15 protein-coding genes are annotated in these 17,714 nt (G+C 42.3%); 11 read left to right on the top strand and 4 right to left on the bottom strand.

Annotation, left to right across the window (positions count from 1 at the left end; genetic code table 11):
* The first annotated feature begins 28 nt into the window (after positions 1-28).
* Complete coding sequence (locus PN499_RS21145) at positions 29-625, top strand: Uma2 family endonuclease (RefSeq protein ID WP_272034329.1); 597 nt, start codon at positions 29-31, stop codon at positions 623-625.
* Between the two features lie 52 nt (positions 626-677).
* Positions 678-3,293 carry a CHAT domain-containing protein gene (locus PN499_RS21140; RefSeq protein WP_272034327.1) on the top strand — a complete coding sequence of 872 codons (2,616 nt, stop codon included), beginning with the start codon at positions 678-680 and terminating at the stop codon, positions 3,291-3,293.
* Positions 3,294-3,436: 143 nt separating this feature from the next.
* Here PN499_RS21140 and PN499_RS21135 read toward each other — a convergent pair whose 3' ends face one another.
* Positions 3,437-3,583 carry a hypothetical protein gene (locus tag PN499_RS21135; protein WP_272034325.1) on the bottom strand — a complete coding sequence of 49 codons (147 nt, stop codon included), beginning with the start codon at positions 3,581-3,583 and terminating at the stop codon, positions 3,437-3,439.
* Positions 3,584-3,766: 183 nt separating this feature from the next.
* On the opposite strand from PN499_RS21135, the gene PN499_RS21130 reads away from it, so the two are divergent.
* The 6 genes from PN499_RS21130 to PN499_RS21105 all read left to right on the top strand — a co-directional run bounded on the left by PN499_RS21130 (position 3,767) and on the right by PN499_RS21105 (position 11,697).
* Positions 3,767-4,507, top strand: coding sequence for a DUF928 domain-containing protein (locus PN499_RS21130; protein WP_272034323.1), 741 nt, complete (start codon positions 3,767-3,769; stop codon positions 4,505-4,507).
* A gap of 233 nt (positions 4,508-4,740) precedes the next feature.
* Positions 4,741-6,801 carry a CHASE2 domain-containing protein gene (locus PN499_RS21125; RefSeq protein WP_272034321.1) on the top strand — a complete coding sequence of 687 codons (2,061 nt, stop codon included), beginning with the start codon at positions 4,741-4,743 and terminating at the stop codon, positions 6,799-6,801.
* 378 nt (positions 6,802-7,179) lie between these two features.
* Positions 7,180-8,262 (top strand): amino acid ABC transporter substrate-binding protein, encoded by a 1,083-nt coding sequence (locus tag PN499_RS21120; protein WP_272034319.1) that lies wholly within the window; start codon positions 7,180-7,182, stop codon positions 8,260-8,262.
* 137 nt (positions 8,263-8,399) lie between these two features.
* Positions 8,400-9,605, top strand: coding sequence for an amino acid ABC transporter permease (locus PN499_RS21115; protein WP_272034317.1), 1,206 nt, complete (start codon positions 8,400-8,402; stop codon positions 9,603-9,605).
* Positions 9,606-9,718: 113 nt separating this feature from the next.
* Positions 9,719-10,915 carry an amino acid ABC transporter permease gene (locus tag PN499_RS21110; protein WP_272034315.1) on the top strand — a complete coding sequence of 399 codons (1,197 nt, stop codon included), beginning with the start codon at positions 9,719-9,721 and terminating at the stop codon, positions 10,913-10,915.
* A 5-nt stretch (positions 10,916-10,920) separates the two neighbouring features.
* Entirely contained in the window at positions 10,921-11,697 is a 777-nt protein-coding gene (locus PN499_RS21105; RefSeq protein WP_272034313.1) for an amino acid ABC transporter ATP-binding protein, read from the top strand.
* A gap of 114 nt (positions 11,698-11,811) precedes the next feature.
* Here the strand turns inward: PN499_RS21105 and PN499_RS21095 are convergent, their stop codons facing one another.
* From PN499_RS21095 to PN499_RS21085, 3 genes are all read right to left on the bottom strand, one after another.
* Positions 11,812-12,243: a type II toxin-antitoxin system VapC family toxin gene (locus tag PN499_RS21095; protein ID WP_272034311.1), complete on the bottom strand. Its 432-nt coding sequence runs from the start codon at positions 12,241-12,243 to the stop codon at positions 11,812-11,814.
* 1 nt (position 12,244) lies between these two features.
* A complete protein-coding gene (locus PN499_RS21090) occupies positions 12,245-12,463 on the bottom strand; it encodes a hypothetical protein (RefSeq protein ID WP_272034309.1) in 219 nt (72 codons plus the stop codon).
* A gap of 97 nt (positions 12,464-12,560) precedes the next feature.
* Entirely contained in the window at positions 12,561-13,799 is a 1,239-nt protein-coding gene (locus tag PN499_RS21085; protein WP_272034307.1) for an SGNH/GDSL hydrolase family protein, read from the bottom strand.
* Positions 13,800-14,062: 263 nt separating this feature from the next.
* On the opposite strand from PN499_RS21085, the gene PN499_RS21080 reads away from it, so the two are divergent.
* The 3 genes from PN499_RS21080 (at position 14,063) to PN499_RS21070 (ending at position 17,514) form a co-directional block, all read left to right on the top strand.
* The gene (locus PN499_RS21080; protein ID WP_019487708.1) at positions 14,063-14,569 is read left to right on the top strand and encodes a hypothetical protein; all 507 of its coding nucleotides are present in this window, start codon (positions 14,063-14,065) and stop codon (positions 14,567-14,569) included.
* A 135-nt stretch (positions 14,570-14,704) separates the two neighbouring features.
* Positions 14,705-16,606 carry an excinuclease ABC subunit UvrC gene (uvrC, locus tag PN499_RS21075; RefSeq protein WP_272034305.1) on the top strand — a complete coding sequence of 634 codons (1,902 nt, stop codon included), beginning with the start codon at positions 14,705-14,707 and terminating at the stop codon, positions 16,604-16,606.
* Positions 16,607-16,818: 212 nt separating this feature from the next.
* Complete coding sequence (locus tag PN499_RS21070; RefSeq protein WP_272034303.1) at positions 16,819-17,514, top strand: rhomboid family intramembrane serine protease; 696 nt, start codon at positions 16,819-16,821, stop codon at positions 17,512-17,514.
* Positions 17,515-17,714 lie beyond the last annotated feature (200 nt).

Raw genomic sequence — 17,714 nt, 5'->3', positions numbered from 1 at the left:
ACCAGAGACTTTAAGGAAAAATAAAACTATGCAAGTTACCGAACAGCGATACTACTCGCCAGAGGAATATCTGGCTCTAGAGGAAGTAGCAGACTATAAAAGCGAATACATTGACGGGGAAATTTATCCGATGACAGGCGGCTCTACTAATCACAATCAGATAGCTGGTAATTTCTATGCCGAGCTAAATTTTGCTTTCAAGAAATTAGATTACCGAGTTTATATGGGTGATGTGCGGCTGTGGATACCGAAGAAACGCATTTACACTTATCCAGATGTGATGGTGGTGGTAGGAGAGCCAGAATATTTTAATAATCGCACTGATACGATTATGAATCCAAAAGTGATTGTGGAGGTTTTGTCTAAGTCTACTCAGGGATATGATAAGAGCGATAAGTTTGATTATTACCGGAGTATTCCTACTTTTGAGGAGTACATCTTAGTCGATCAAACTAAAATTTACATAGAACAGTTTTATAAGACCGGAAAAAAACGTTGGTCATTTGGAGAGTATGATGCAGAAGATGAGGCGATCGCTCTCAATTCAGTACCTTTTGAGATTTCCCTGGCAGATGTGTATAATAAAGTCAAGTTTGAAGAGATAGAGGCGGAGGTTGAATCCTAGAGGTAATGGTTTTCGAGATTAGCAAATAGTAAGTTTATTAACTCTAAATTGTATGAAAATCACGCGATCGCACAGACAATTTGCCTTTTTATTGTTGCTTTCACTTCTGTTAGCCCTTGCCATCCCGCCCGCAGTGGCTCAGATGCAGCCACCAGGAGCAATGCAACTGATCCAACAAGCTCGCGCTCTCTACGATCGCGATCGCTACTCAGAAGCCGCGCCTCTATTGCAACAAGCAGCAAAAAGCTTTGAAGCACAAAGCGATCGCCTCAATCAAGCAATGGCTTTGACCAATTTAGCTGCAACTTACGGGCAACTCTCACAATGGGAAGCAGCAGAGCAAACTCTGAATTCTAGTTTATCTCTGCTACAACAGCAATCCCAAACCCTTGAACAGCAGCGCATTCTAGCTCAAACTCACGATATCCAAGGACAAATACAACTAGAACGGGGGCGGGTTCAAGATGCCCTCGATACTTGGATTGAATCTGGTAAAATTTACCAGAAAATTGAAGCTCCCCAGCAATTAATCCAAAATCAGATTAGCCAAAGCTTTGCTCTGCAAGCGCTCGGACTTTACCCCAGAGCTTGCAAAACCCTATTAACTACCTTAAAGCTGGAAGCGCAAACCTGCGAACTTTCCAAAGAAGGTTTGCAAACCTTGAAAAATCAGCCTGTTTCCCTGGAAAATGTGCGGGCTACCAATGCTTTAGGTCATGTGTTGCTAGTTTTGGGTCAATTGAATCAGTCTCAGGAAGTGCTAGAAGTTGGCTTACAAGCATCTGAACAATTAAATATCCCGCAAGAACAAGCTGCGATTTACCTGAATCTAGGTAATACAGTACGGGCTCAAAGTAACAACCCTGGTTTAAACGCAGAAGAGCGTAACGAGTTCGAGCAATCGGCGATCGCAATTTATAACCAAGCTGTAAAACTGACAACCGACAGGGATACTGAGCTTCAGGCTAACTTAAACCAGCTTAGCCTCTTGGTAGACAGGAAAGATTGGGCAGAGGCAGAGGTAATCTGGCGAACGTCGATCAAACCTAAAATGACTCAGATTCCATCCAATCAGGCTGGAATCTACGCTCAAATTAACGTGGCTCAAAGCTTGATGAAACTCTCGCAGTCATCGCAAATAACGCCGCTATTCATCGCAATTGAAAGCATTCTGAATCAAGCCAGCGAACAGGCAACTATCTTAGGCAATCCGCGCATTCAAGCTTATATTCTGGCGGCTCAGGGCAAGTTATACGAACTTCAGCAACAGCCATCAAAGGCAGAAACTTTCACAACTAAGGCTCTGGGTTTAGCACCAGCATTTCAATCTCCTGATATTGCCTACCAATTACTTTGGCAACTGGGGCGCATTAAGAAAGCTCAGGGAAAAACAGAAGATGCGATCGCACAATATAGCCAAGCCGTAAAAATCTTATCTGCTCTGCGGGGCGATTTGGTGACAGTCAATCCCGAAGTGCAATTTTCTTTCCGAGAAAGCGTGGAACCTGTCTATCGAGAATTGGTGGGATTGCTTTTAAAAGAAGATTCCCCCAGCCAAGATAAACTCAAATTTGCTCGCCAAACCATTGAGTCTTTACAATTAGCGGAATTAGACAACTTTTTCCGCGATGCTTGTGCGGATGCGAAACCCAAAGCGATTGATGAAGTCGATCCAACTGCGGCTGTAATCTACCCGATTATTTTAAGCGATCGCCTAGAAGTAATCGTCTCCATCCCCGGTAAACCTCTTCGCCACTATAGCGTTGTCAAATCTCAGGAACAGCTAGAAACTACCTTCAGAAGAATGCGAAATTCTTTGAGGCAAACTTCTGCTCTCAGCGAGCGTTTACCCATTGCTCAAGAAGTATACGACTGGTTAATCCGCCCTGCTGATGCGGATTTTGCCTCTAGCGGCATTAAAACTCTAGTATTTGTTTTGGATGGCTATTTGCGAAATCTGCCGATGGCAGCTTTATATGATGGTCAACAGTATTTACTGCAAAAATATACCATTGCCCTTACGCCGGGACTGCAATTACTAGAGGCGCAATCGCTGACAAAAGTAAAATTACAAGTGCTAACTGCTGGCTTGACAGAAGCGCGTCAAGGTTTCTCCGCTTTACCAGGAGTAGCAAGTGAAGTTCAGCAGATTGCAGATGTGCTACCCACTAGCTCAATTTTGAACGAGCAGTTTATTAGCAAGGAGTTACAATCGAGACTCGAATCAGTTTCTTTTCCGATTGTTCACTTAGCAACTCACGGTCAATTTAGCTCGAATGCGGCGGATACTTTCATTTTGACTTGGGATGAGCGAGTGAATGTTAAGGAGTTAGATCGATTATTGCGATCGCGCAGCGGTGAGAAGGCTTTACCCATCGAGTTACTGGTTTTGAGCGCCTGTGAAACGGCTTCTGGCGATACTCGCGCTTCTTTAGGTTTGGCTGGGATTGCAATTCGTTCGGGAGCTCGCAGCACTTTGGGAACTCTTTGGCAAGTCAGTGATGAAGCTACGGCTATTTTTATGACTGAATTTTATCGACAGCTTGCTAAGTCGAAAATTAGTAAAGCTGAAGCTCTTCGCAATGCTCAATTAGCGGTAATGGAAAACCGGCAATATCAAAATCCTTATTTCTGGGCACCATTTGTAATTGTCGGTAATTGGCAATAATCTAATTGGTAATTGGTAATTGGTAATTGGTAATTGGTAATTGGTAATGGCTAATGGCTAATGGCTAATTGCTAATTGCTAATTGCTAATTTAGGACTGACGCAGGGAGTTCCAGAAACCGGGTTTTTTAGAGAATCTGTGGGTCAAAACGAAGTATTTTCGTCAAAAAACCCGGTTTCTTTGGTTGGTTGCGTAAGTCCTGCAATTGCTATCTTCCCCATCTCCGCCATCTCCCCCATCTCCCCCATCTTCCCCATCTCCTCATCTCCCCCATCTCCCCATCTCCCCATTCTTTTTTGAACTTGGTATTAGAAGATTTATAGGCGAAATGTGTCAGGCTGAGCTAGAGTGAGCATAATATTATATATAGCTAGTTTTTTTCCAAGGCTAGCATCGTAGGAAAGTTAACGAAGGTTAAGAATTGTCGCAAGTCCAGATCGCCTAAAGAAGTCCACTTTGTAAGGTCTTTAACTATGAATATTCAGAAGTTTTCTCGCCCGTTTTTGTACAGATTGGCAGTCCCCCTGTTTGCAGGACTGACACTGTTGCCGATCGCACCAGCCACAAGTGTTACATTCCAACCGAAAGGTAGCCCCGATCGCACCGCAGGGGGTGCATCGCGCGGCTTATGTTCCCCAGCAGGAGTAACATCGTTAGGTCAAGGGCCTAAAGGGGCGATCGCAGCCTTAATTCCTGCTACAGATGCAGAATTCACCGCAGCAGCTTATCCAACCGTACTCGTCAAAATCCCCGAATTTAAATCTGTACAAGCTGAGTTTGTTTTGTGGGATGAAAACTCGAACGGAATTTACCAAACTACCGTTACACTTAATGATAAACCTGGGATTGTTAGCTTTAAAGTGCCAAGTAGTGTAGAGCCGTTAGCGATCGGCAAACGCTATAAGTGGAGTGTCGCTCTAATTTGCGATCCAGCCAACCGCCAACGAGATATCGTGGTGGGAGGATGGCTGCAACGCGCCGACGTTAATCCTAACCTCCGCAGTCAACTAGAGGGTGCAGATCTCCTACAGCAAACAAGACTCTATGCTCAAAATGGATTTTGGTATGACACTGTAGCAACATTAGCCGAATTAAAGCGATCGCGCCCTGATGATACCAGCATTGCTGCTGAATGGCAGGAACTCCTCCAGTCTGTCGGCTTAGCCGAACTTAGCCAAATACCTCTAGCCAACTGCTGTCAAGCTCAAAGTTAAAAAACAGAAGCGAAATTAAATTAGAGTAGGGTTTGGGAACAAGAAAGAAGGCTAAAGGCAAAAGCTAAGCCAGAAGGCTGCTATGCTGAAAAATTTAGTTATCTAGAAGAGCAGAATGCAGAAAAATTTATCCTGAATTCTGAAGGATTTATTTTGCATTCTTCTTCAATTTAACAATTCGCAATTCCCAATAATCGATTACCGAACCCAACCTCAATTTTAACATTTCGCTAATGAAAAATGCCGTTAAACTCCAACAGTTTATAAGTAGTTGGCGCATAGTATTATTGGTAGCTCCATCATTAGCAACTTTAATCATTGTCTTGAGGTTTTTAGGACTGTTTCAAATGTTAGAATGGGCCGCCCTTGACCAGTGGTTCCGCCTGCGTCCCCCAGAACTTCCCGACTCCCGTATTGTCATAGTTACTATTGATGAAGCTTCAATTAGAAGTATTGGGCAATGGCCAATTCCCGATGCGATTTTAGCAAAAGTTATAAATAAGATCCACCAACAGCAACCCCGTGCTATTGGTATGGATTTATATCGGGACTTACCCGTACAGCCTGGCCATGAAGAACTCATGGAAGCGCTCAAATCAACTCCGAATCTAATTGGCGTTCAAAAGTTAGTAGGAGATGGATACGGGCCGGAGGTAAATCCACCTCAAGGCTTGAATAAATTAGATCGGATTGCTGCTGCGGATCTGGTATTAGATGCCGATGGTAAAGTTCGCCGGGGCTTGATTTCTCTTGAGTCTCAATCAGGTGAAACAGTGCTAGGTTTAGGTGTAAAGCTGGCATTAAAATATTTGGAACGTGAGGGAATTGAGCTGCAAGAACTGGATGCAAATAAACGCTATTATCAATTAGGAAAAGCTAAATTTATTCCTTTTGCAAAGAACGACGGCGGTTATATTCGGGCTGACGATCGCGGCTATCAAATCATGCTCAATTATAGAGGATCGCAAAAGAATTTTAAAACCTTCTCTATGATGCAAGTTCTTAAGGGACAAATGCCTGCAAATTGGGGGAGAGATCGCTTAGTTTTAATCGGGATAACCGCAGCCAGTATCAACGATAATTTCTTCACTCCCTACAGCAGTTCATTTACTGCTTTTCCAGAGAGAATGCCGGGAGTGATTATTCATGCCAATTTAACCAGCCAAATTTTAAGTGCAGCACTGGATGGACGATCTCAGATTCAAGTTTGGTCTGAACCACTACAATCACTGTGGATTATAAAATGGTGTTTTTTAGGTGCTATTCTCACTTGGGGAGTACAGTCTCAAAAACTATTTAATCGGCGCATCGCGCGCAAAAAAAAGATAGCAATTCTTGGGCTAGCAGCGAGTCTTCTGGTTGTAAGTTCATATCTATCTTTCTTACTAGGTTGGTGGATTCCTTTTGTCGCGCCTCTAATGGCTTTAGGGGGATCTACCAGCGCTGTTGCTATTTATATTACGTATTTAATCAGGCAAGCTAACACCGAATTAGCTAACTATAGTCAAGAAATCAATCTGCTCAATGATTGTCTGAAAGCTGAAAACCTCCGCATGGTTGCTGAGCTAAAAGTAACGCGCCGTCTTCAGCAAATGATCCTGCCTAAAAAATCAGAACTATTACAAATAGATGGGTTAGAAATTGCAGGTTTTATGGAGCCTGCGGATCAAATCGGAGGTGACTACTACGATGTGCTCAAGTGTGGCGATCGCATTAAAATTGCTATCGGTGACGTGACGGGACACGGCTTAGAAAGTGGAGTGTTAATGCTGATGGTGCAGACAGCAGTACGAACGCTACTAGAGGCTAAATTTATCGAGGCAAAAGAGTTTTTCTCTCTTCTCAATCGCACCATTTATAAGAACTTAGAGCGGATGAACTCTGATAAAAATATGACCCTGGTATTATTGGATTATAACGATCGGGTCTTGACATTAAGCGGGCAACATGAAGAGGTAATTGTCGTGCGCTCTAGTCACGAAGTTGAGCGCATTGATACGGTAGAATTGGGTTTTCCCATCGGATTATTGGAAGATATTGCCGATACTGTAGCTTCTACAGAAGTGAAGTTGAATACAGGTGATGTTGTGGTACTCTACACTGACGGCATCACTGAGGCTCTGAACATCAATAAAATGGAATATGGCTTAGAGCGGCTAATTGAGGTAGTAAAGCAAAACTACGAAGCTTCTACTGCTGAAATTAGGGATGCTGTCATCAGCGACGTTCGGCAGCATATTGGGGAACAAAGGGTTTATGATGATATTACAATACTTATCCTCAAACAAAAGTAAGTTTAGAGAAGCTGCTTTGAATTTAATTTGCCTGACCTCTGGCTGCGATCGCGACCCAACAGCATTCATTTCGACAAAATTTTAGTCAATGATGCGTAAGTCCTGACAATTTAACCTTTATCATTTCTCCGTAATCATACACTGCATCGACTACCCTCTATAGTTCTGTGAATTTTGGGGGAGGGCGACAACCAGGGGTTTAATCAGCTTACAACTTCAGATGCAATTGGTATTTACTGGCAATGCGCGATCGCAATCCTCTCAAAAGCCTATAAGATTAAAAGATCGAGTACAAAGCTTGAGGCTATTCTGCCAGGTACGAGCAAACTCGTCGTACCTATGGCTTCGGAACTTTCTAGATCATTATTATCTAAAACTATGCGTAAATGCGCTTCAATGCTACTCACAGCAATACTAATGACGGCCCCCCTCACGGCTTGCGGCGGCCCATCTGGACAAGTAGGACAGGGAGGAGTGGCGACAACTAGCTCCGCCACTCCCCAAGTTCAGAGTCGATTAGATAAGATTATCAGTCGCGGTACGCTGATTTGCGGCGTTAGCGGTCAATTACCAGGGTTTAGTTTTGTCGATGAAAAAGGCAAATACTCTGGGCTAGATGTGGAAATTTGCAGAGCGATCGCCGCCGCGTTATTTGACGATCCTGAAAAAGTAGAATACCGCAACCTCAACGCTAAAGAGCGATTTACAGCTTTACAGTCAGGCGAAATCGATATTCTTAGCCGCAACACCACTTGGACGCTCTCCCGCGACGGTTCAACCGGTCTAGAATTCGCGCCCGTCGTGTTTTACGACAGCCAGAGCATTATGGTCAAAAAAGATAGCGGTATCCAAACTTTAAAAGACTTTGCCGGCAAATCTATTTGCGTTCAAACAGGTACAAGTACCGAACAAAACTTGTCCGACCAAATGCGGAAACTTGGCATCAAATACACGCCCGTTGTGTTTGAAGATGTCAATGCTACTTTCGCAACCTATCAAGAAGGTCGATGTCAAGGAGTCACGGCCGATCGCTCTCAATTAGTATCAAAACGCACTATTTTACCGACTCCAGATCAACACATCATCTTAAATGAAGTGATGTCGAAAGAACCTTTAGCACCCGCCGTTAGTAGTGGAGATTCCAAATGGGCGGACGCGGTAAGATGGATAGTCTACGCTACAATAGAAGCAGAAGATTTAGGCATCAATTCTAAAAACATCGATCAACTAGCAACAACTACAACAGATCCTAATGTAAAACGTTTGATCGGAACTGAAGGAGATTTAGGAAAAGGTCTTGGTCTACCTAATGATTTTGCACTCCGCACTATCAAAAAAGTTGGCAACTACGGTGAAATTTATGACCGGAATCTTGGCCCGAGCAGTACACTTAAGCTAGATCGCGGACAAAATCGATTGTGGAAAGATGGCGGTTTACTCTATTCGCCACCATTTCGCTAAGTAGAAGGCAGGAGGAAGAAGGAAGAAGGTTTTAGAATGTAAGTTGGGTCAAGCTAAGCGAAGCCCAACTTTTTGTTAACAATTAACAGTTAACAGTTAACTGTAACTACTCAAGACTACTTATCATGGTGTAAATTATGAATAATCGGGGTCGTAATTTGCCAAACTTACTTAATTTTAGAGCTTTATCTAAATTGTTGCGAGATGACCGATTCTGGAAAATTGCCGGTCAAGCGATCGCAGCGATCTTGGTAGTAGTATTTGCCGCAATTATTTGGAGTAATCTTACTGCTAATTTGCGACAGTTAGGCATCAATTTAGGCTTTGACTTTCTGGGTTCCCAAGCATCCTTTGACATTGGTGAGAGCATTATTCCTTATAATCCATCTAACAGTTTTGCTCAGGCGATGTTAGTAGGTTTAGTAAATTCTTTTCGGGTAATGAGTGTGGGCTTAGTTACCGCCACAATTGTCGGATTGACAGTCGGAATTGCCCGACTTTCCGACAACTGGCTAGTGCGTAACTTAGCAATGATCTACGTCGAGATTTTACGAAATACACCATTACTACTGCAATTATTTTTCTGGTATTTTGCAGTTTTTATTTCACTACCAAGACTCGAAAGTAGTACGCCATTCTTAGGCTCATTTTATTTGACAAATCTGGGTATAGCTATCCCTTGGTTAGCAGGTAATCCAGGTACAGGATTATGGTTAATTTTACTAGCTGTTGGTATTTTAGCTGCGGTTTGGCTGTGGCGATGGCGCACTCGTGTTAGGCTAGAAACAGGCGCGGCTGGCAGACAATTTATTTGGGCTTGCGGTGCGATTTTATTAATAGCAATTATAGCTTTTATTATTACTAAAAATCCCCCCTTTACCCTAGATATTCCCAGAGTAATAGAAAGGACACAAATAGAAGGTGGATTGAGACTAACTCCTGAATTTGCCACATTGCTAACAGGATTAACCCTTTATACTGCCAGTTTTATTGCTGAAATTGTGCGTGCGGGAATTCAATCGGTACCTCAAGGGCAATGGGAAGCAGGAAAGGCTTTAGGATTAAAGTCGGGATTAATGATGCGCTTGGTGATTTTACCTCAAGCTTTGCGAGTTATTATTCCGCCGTTAACCAGTCAGTATCTCAACTTAGCAAAGAATTCTAGTTTGGCAGTTGCCATTGGCTATCCAGATGTATATTTTGTCGCCTCCACTACATTTAATCAAACAGGGCGCGTAGTCGAAGTAATGTTGCTAATTATGGTGACATATCTTACTATTAGTTTAAGCATTGCTATCGCGATGAACTTATATAATAGAAGCGTGCAAATTAAAGAAAGGTAAAACGAACAACTCAGCAGGAATGAAGTATTCCGGCAGATAATTTATGACTTGCAGTCTTCAGACTTTCTACCTCAATACTTTGTCCCTCCTTCAAAACCACCAACTAAAACCAGATGGAATCTGCCCCCTTATTACCACCAGTCAGCGAATCGCCTACGCCTTGGAATTGGGCGAGGAAAAACTTATTTAGTAGCTGGTATAACAGCCTGCTGACGGTAGTTTCTTTAATTGTCATCTTTCAATCCCTTAAAGGATTTGCGATTTGGGTAACAACAAAAGCTCAATGGCGGGTAATTGAAGCAAACTTACCGCTATTTTTTGCTGGTAGATTTCCCCGTGAATTACACTGGCGGCTGTGGATAATCGTGGGAATAATTACCTTGCTTGGCGGTTTGACTTGGGGTAATTTTAATCGGCAAGTTAGCCTCTGGAATCGCCCTTTATTAATTGTGCTAGGTGCCAGCATTACTGCTGCCTTACTTTTTCCTACTGACTTAACATCCCGCATCTGGCTATTAGGAAATATAATTATTGCCGCTGCCAGTTATAGTTTTGGTAGACAAATTAATCCTCAAGTAACGCGCTGGTTGCCGCTGAGTTGGGTATTTTCGTTTCCTGTAATTTTGTGGTTAATTAAAGGCGGTTTAGGTTTAAAAGAAGTGCCAACAAATGACTGGGGAGGGTTAATGTTAACTCTATTTGCCGCAGTTGTTAGTATCGCCCTTTCTTTTCCCCTGGGAGTCTTGCTGGCACTTGGACGACAGAGTAGTTTGCCAGTGGTCAAATATTTCTCAATATTATATATTGAAATTGTCCGAGGTTTACCATTAATTGGGATTTTATTTTTAGGACAAGTAATGTTGCAGTTTTTTCTGCCGCCAGGTGCTCCCAAGTTAGATCGATTAGTGAGGGCAATTGCAGCTTTAACTTTATTTAGTGCTGCTTATTTGGCAGAAAATGTGCGGGGGGGGTTGCAATCAGTACCGCGCGGACAGATAGAAGCCGCGCGATCGCTTGGTTTAAATAAACCACTGGTAATTTTATTAATTGTACTACCCCAAGCTTTACGAGCAGTAATTCCGGCGATTGTCGGTCAATTTATTGGGTTATTTAAAGATACTTCCTTACTTTCTCTGTTTGGAATATTAGAGTTAGTAGGTATATCTCGAAGCGTTTTAGCAAATCCTGCTTATTCTGGTCGCTATGCGGAGGTTTATGTATTTATTGGTGTTATTTATTGGGTATTTTGTTACTCAATGTCATTGGCAAGTCGCAAATTAGAGCAAACTTTAGGTGTAGGTCAAAAATAAAAATTATGGAAAATCAAACAACAGCAGTAGACACAGAAAATTCAATAAATAAAGAACCGACGATCGTAGCAGAAAATGTCCACAAATGGTACGGTCAATTTCACGTACTGCGCGGCGTTAGCATGACGGTAAATCGGGGCGAAGTCGTTGTAGTGATGGGGCCATCAGGTTCGGGAAAATCCACTTTTATCCGCACTTTTAATGCTCTGGAAGAATACCAACAGGGTAAGATTACTATAGATAAAATTGAACTTTCCCACGACCTCCGTAACATCGAAGCAATTCGTCGGGAAGTGGGGATGGTGTTTCAGCAATTTAATCTTTTTCCCCATCTTTCGGTGTTAGAAAATGTGATGTTAGCGCCTGTATGGGTGCGTCGGCGACCGAAGAAACAGGCGGAAGAAGCGGCGATGCAACTGTTAGAAAGAGTGGGGATTTTGGCACAGGCGCATAAGTATCCTGGCCAACTTTCGGGGGGTCAGCAGCAACGAGTTGCGATCGCGCGAGCTCTGGCGATGCAGCCGAAAATTATGCTATTCGATGAACCGACATCAGCTTTAGATCCTGAGATGGTGCGGGAGGTCTTGGACGTGATGCGCGGTTTAGCTGAAACAGGGATTACAATGGTAATTGTTACTCACGAAGTTGGTTTTGCTCGTGAAGTTGCCGATCGCATTGTCTTGATGGCTGATGGGTTATTGGTGGAGGAGGCTACGCCGGAGGAGTTTTTTCAAAACCCGAAGGAAGAACGGACTCGTAAGTTTTTATCGCAGATTTTGTAGTCAAATTATCAAACGCGGTTGATTATTTTTGGGTTGTTGATTGTTTTGGGGACGATTTTTTTTCCTCAAGGTTTGGTTACGTCGGAGTTGTTTAAGCGGTGGAGGAAGGATAATTCATAGAGGAATTGTCCAGTCTTCAATCTTCAAGCCTTTAATTTGACTGAAATCAGAAAGATTACGAGTTAGTAGCGTAGCATTATTAGCGATCGCGATCGCAGCTATTTTTAAGTCCATCGAACCAAGGCGAGGATAGGTCTTTTTGAGACTTTTAAACGTTGAAGCAGCGGCGGTTTCAAAACCTATTACTGGTATGTTACAGAAGTTGGTAAGATGTTGCTGTAATTGCCGATATGCTTCTACTTGAGCCTCTAAAGAACGGGATGTACCCATATAACTCAGCCACCCCCGTGTTTGCTCTTCATAAGTAATAATTGTAGTAGCTACTACTTCATTAGGATTGATACTGGATAGTCTTGCTACTAAGGGTTGTGCGTACTGTCCGCCCCGTTCTAGGATGGTTAAATGGTCAGTATCTAAAAGGTACATTTTAATCTGTAGGAAGTTGTTCGGAATCCTGTTGCAAAGATTGGCGATACTCTTTTCCTAACTGCATCGCTTCCTCAAATGCTGTACTTTTAGCAAAGGTTCCTGTAATTTTTTGCCACCAAGGATTTGAGGTAGCAGCGCTGAGGGGAAGTAAATTCTTGAGATGCGCTACTTCTGTTTCTAGTTGGGCAACTCTTTCTTCTAGTTTTGGTGTTGACATGATTAAGCTCGAGATGTATGGCTTTTGCTATTATAGCATCGATCTATACACAATAGTTAATAATTTAATTATTTATTTGAGGAGAATCATATTAATTTTACTTCAGAATGGCGTTATTTTTTGTGGAATCCGAAGCCTCTGCTTTGAACTTATCGCATAAGTATTGTGCCATAAGTTGACCAACTTGCTCATGCCCTTGACTATTCCAATGACCGTCACAGTGCATAGCATTAGGAAAACCATGTACACAAGTTTTATTTTTTTCTGCATACTCTCGCAATCGCGGGACTGTATCCAATGTTGTAATATTGAGGCGATCTCCAAAGGCTTTGATTCTCCGATTAGGATAATACAAGTCCTTAATGCCAAATTTTTTTATATACGTTTGACGAACTATAGGATCGGGATTCACTTGAAGTCCTGAACTGAGAATCAAAACCATAAAATCTGCCTTTTTTGCCTTGACTTCCTGACTCATTAGTGTAATTAATCCTTCTGTCACTTGCCAAGCCTCTTTCCATACTAAATCGATAGGTTCTTGAAAGTTATTAGGGGCTCGTTTTTTTTCTGCGGCATCAACTAGACGTTTCTTATTATTTAAATCCACTTGTCTGACTAACCGCAAAATGCGTGAACGATTGACCAACCAAGTCGGAAGATAATCAACAGATGAAAACTCCAAATAATTATGTTCTCTTGGTGACATCTTCAGCCATGACATATCTGGAACTAATTCCCCATTTTTATAGACGAAAAAAGGCTTACGTTTAGACCATTCAAGTTCTTTTGAATTATTAATAATATCGTTGCCAGGAAGAAAAGCTAAGATCACTAAATCGGGAGAATATTGCCAGACTTTATGGCGCAGAGTTATTAGTTCTTGATCCGTCCCATAGCCCTGAACCCCAAAGTTAATTACCTCAACTTTGCGATCGCCTAAAACACTACATTCTTTATTGAGTTGCTTTCTCATTTTCCACCAAAAAGTATTTTCCATCGGCACTTGTAAAGCTTCGGCAAAGGAATCTCCCAACACCGCGATCCGAAAAATTTTTGGTGGTTTCTCTTTCGTATGTTCGCGATCGCGTAAACCATCTTTATTCGCTTTGATGAACGATCGATCGCCTTCACCCTGCCACTCGAAAGATGCACCCGGTTTTAATGACCAACCAGCGGGATCGTCTAATCTGTAACTATTAAAAGAGACAGGATCGATAGGCTTTTTTATACCTTTAATTCCCCCCAGATGAAGCGCTAATTCTCCCAGGAAAAAACCCGCTATAATTCCTCCCAAAATTAGGCTGAGTTTTTGCCCCCATAAACTTAGTTTTTTCATATTAATTTTCTCAGACCTAGAAATCCTGGCTAAATCGCCGTCAATATCTCAAAAAGACAATCCTTACAGACAATTACTGTTCTTATCTAATTGACGCAGCTTTTTATCCTTTTTCGTATCCTACACCGATCGCTCAAAACTGCAAAGGGAAAAAAAGACGGAAAAAGACGGGTATTTCTAAGATTAGGATAAAAGACGGATAAAGGCGGATAAAGACGGATAAAGTCGGCTATACTAACTATAGTTCTCTGACACCCCTACTGATGGACACTGCCAATATCTTGCAATTTGTAGATGAAGTGGTATGCGCTAAAACAGGCAAGCGTTTAAATGACTTGCAGCGCGGAATTATCGAGGGAATACTGAAACGACAAAAGTATTCTGATATCGCAGAGAGTTATGGTTGTACTGCGGGTCATGCTAAGGATGTCGGTTACAAGCTTTTGCAAATGTTATCTGATGTTTTTGGCGAATCAGTTGATAAACGTAATCTTAAATCTGTCCTAAAACGAAAATCAACTATAAATATTGCTTTCAATAATAGTAATAATATTGAGGGAAATATCAACACGATTAATTATATCAATGCTTGCTCAGAACTACCCAATGTTACCCCAGATAAAAGCCAGCCTTCGACTCCTGACTTCCACGACGGTACAAATCAAGTTAAAATTGAAATGGTTGGTAAATTACGACAGTTGGGATTGAGCGATGAGCAAATTGCAGAGGTGGTAGGGTTAGCCTTGGAGGTAGTGAAAAAGATAGATTGAAAAGAATGAATTTATTTTCTGCTCGCCAGTCTCAGCGTTCTCTTAACATCACGATTTTACTTTTAATATAGATACACTTAGCCCCCAAATAACCGAGTTATAATAGTATATGGAACTCCTAAATTATAAACTTATATGCCATCCACTAAAACGTTACCCCTCGTTAAAAATCCCGAACGCCTAGAAAGCCGCCTCAAGGAAATTCCCCCAGTTCCCGGCGTTTATTTGATGCGAGATGAAAGCGATCGCATCCTCTACATCGGCAAATCAAAAAAACTCAGATCCCGCGTGCGTTCCTACTTCCGTGAAAGTGGAAATATCAGTTCCCGCATTGCCATGATGGTGCAACAAGTATGCGAAATAGAATTTATTGTCACCGATACAGAAGCGGAATCTTTAGCACTAGAAGCTAATCTAGTCAAGCAACATCAACCATACTTTAATGTCCTGCTGAAAGATGATAAGAAATATCCCTATTTGTGCATCACTTGGTCGCAGGAATATCCCCGCATTTTCATTACCCGCAAACGCACTTCTGGCAATCAAAAAGACCGTTATTATGGCCCCTACGTCGATACAGGCGCATTGCGGAGTACGCTGCATCTAATTAAGCGGATTTTTCCTCTGCGGCAACGGCCACAACCACTATTTAAAGACAGACCTTGTATTAACTACGATATTGGTCGCTGCGTTGGCGTTTGTCAAGGGTTGATTGCAGTTGAAGACTATCACAAAATGATGCTGAAAGTCGCGATGATTTTTCAGGGAAGAACTCAAGAATTAATTGAAAGTTTGCATTCGCAAATGGAACAGGCGGCGGCAGATTTGAATTTTGAAACTGCTGCTCGTATTCGCGATCAAATTAAAGGTTTACAGTCTTTGAGTGCGGATCAAAAAGTATCTTTACCAGATGATACGGTTTCCAGAGATGCGATCGCACTTGCTAATGATGACAGACACGCTTGTATTCAATTATTCCAAATTAGGGCGGGTCAGCTAGTAGGAAGATTGGGATTTGTTGCTGAGATTCCCAGTGTCTCTCCTGGTGAAATAGAACCCGGAAATATTTTACAGCGAGTCTTAGAAGAACATTATCAAAATGTAGAATCAGTGGAAATTCCGGCTGAGATTTTAGTGCAGTATGAGTTACCAGAGGGAGAGATATTAGCAGATTGGTTAAGCAGTCATAAGGGGCGAAAAGTGAGTATTGTCGCACCGCAGCGGCAAACTAAGGCAGAATTAATTGAGATGGTTGAACGGAATGCTGAATATGAATTAGCAAGGATGCAAAAATTAGGCGATCGCAACTCTCAAGCAATGCAAGATTTAGCAGAAATTCTTGATTTGCCAGAATTGCCACACCGTATAGAAGGTTACGATATTTCACACATTCAAGGTTCTGATGCAGTGGCTTCTCGCGTAGTATTTATTGATGGTTTGCCAGCGAAACAACATTACCGTCATTACAAAATTAAAAATCCTGAAGTTAAATCCGGTCATTCTGATGACTTTGCCAGTTTAGCGGAAGTTATTGGTCGTAGATTTGGAAAGAAGAAGGAAGAAGAAAGAGGGAAAAAAGCCGAGGGATTTAGCGATCTAGTTGACAAACCAGATTTAATTATGATTGACGGTGGGAAAGGTCAATTGTCCGCAGTAGTGGAAGTTTTGCGCGAGATGAATTTGCTGGAAGAATTACGAGTGGTGAGTTTAGCTAAGCAGCGAGAAGAGATTTTTTTGCCCGGAGAATCTTTGCCTTTACCCACTGATTCGGAACAACCAGGAGTGCAGTTATTGCGGCGTTTGCGCGATGAAGCTCATAGATTTGCTGTGAGTTTTCATCGCGATCGCAGAAGTGATAGGATGAAGCGATCGCGATTAGATGAAATTCCCGGTTTGGGACATCATCGCCAGAAACAATTGTTAGCACATTTTCGATCTGTTGACTATATTCGTTTGGCAACTTTAGAACAACTGGCTGAGGTTCCTGGGATTGGGCCGCGTTTAGCGCAGGAAATTTACGATTATTTCCATCCTTAAAACCCTATTTCCAGACTGTTTAAATGCGTAACAGCTTAGGACTTGACTTATTCGCAGAAAACTTAAAATCAAGAAAGAGGAGCGCACCCTCACTGTCCCCATCTCCTAAAGCGGGTAGGCTTCTCCCTAACTTAATCATCCCTTAGAGAGGAGACATTCCGCCTACCAATAAGTTATCTTAATTCCCAAACTTTAATCGAGAGGAAAAATCTGTGGTTCCCTTACGCGATGAGAATCCCACCACTATTACGCCTTATGTCACCTATGGACTGATTGCTGTTAATATCTTGGTGTTTATCTACGAACTAACTTTACCAGATGGGCAACTAACTCGATTTTTCTACTCCTGGGCTGTTGTTCCTTGTCAGCTTACTGATATCTGCCCGGTGTCGATACCAGCATCTCCGTTTCCAGAATGGGTGACATTAATTACTTCCCAATTTTTACATGGGGGTTTTCTTCACGTCGCTGGGAATATGCTATTTCTGTGGATATTTGGCAACAACGTAGAAGACCGTTTAGGTCATGTCAAATTTATCGTATTTTACCTAGCTTGTGGTGTGTTGGCTTCCTTAACGCAGTGGTATTTCTCCTCTGCATCTCAGATTCCTTCCTTGGGAGCTAGTGGTGCGATCGCAGGGGTTATGGGAGCCTATATTCTCAGATATCCTAAAGCTAAAGTTCTCACATTAATTCCCTTGGGTATATTTTTTACTACTGTGCGAATATCTGCTTTCTGGTTTTTAGGGTTTTGGTTTCTTCAGCAAGCATTTTATGGTGTCGCTTCGGTGAATGCCCCAGCAAATATTGGTATGGAAGGCGGGGGAATTGCTTACTGGGCACACGCTGGCGGATTTGTATTCGGAGCCTTGCTCGGCCCTCTATTAGGATTATTTTCAGAAGAGTGATTAAGGAATGGGTAATGGGTAATGGCTAATGGGTAATTGGTAATTGCTATTACCCATCTCCCCATTCGTGTCAACTTAACGCCAAACCCTTAATCCGACAGGGACTAAAGTCCCTGTCTAACAGATCAAGTCCTCTGAAGAGGACTGAAGAAATGGCATTAAACTCATTAGTCCTCTTCAGAGGACTTTAGTTATAAGAG

The sequence above is a fragment of the Kamptonema animale CS-326 genome (genome assembly GCF_028330895.1).
Taxonomy (GTDB): Bacteria; Cyanobacteriota; Cyanobacteriia; order Cyanobacteriales; family Microcoleaceae; genus Kamptonema; species Kamptonema formosum.
The sequence above is the reverse complement of the archived record's forward strand: the minus strand, read 5'-3'. Positions and strand labels throughout refer to the sequence as shown.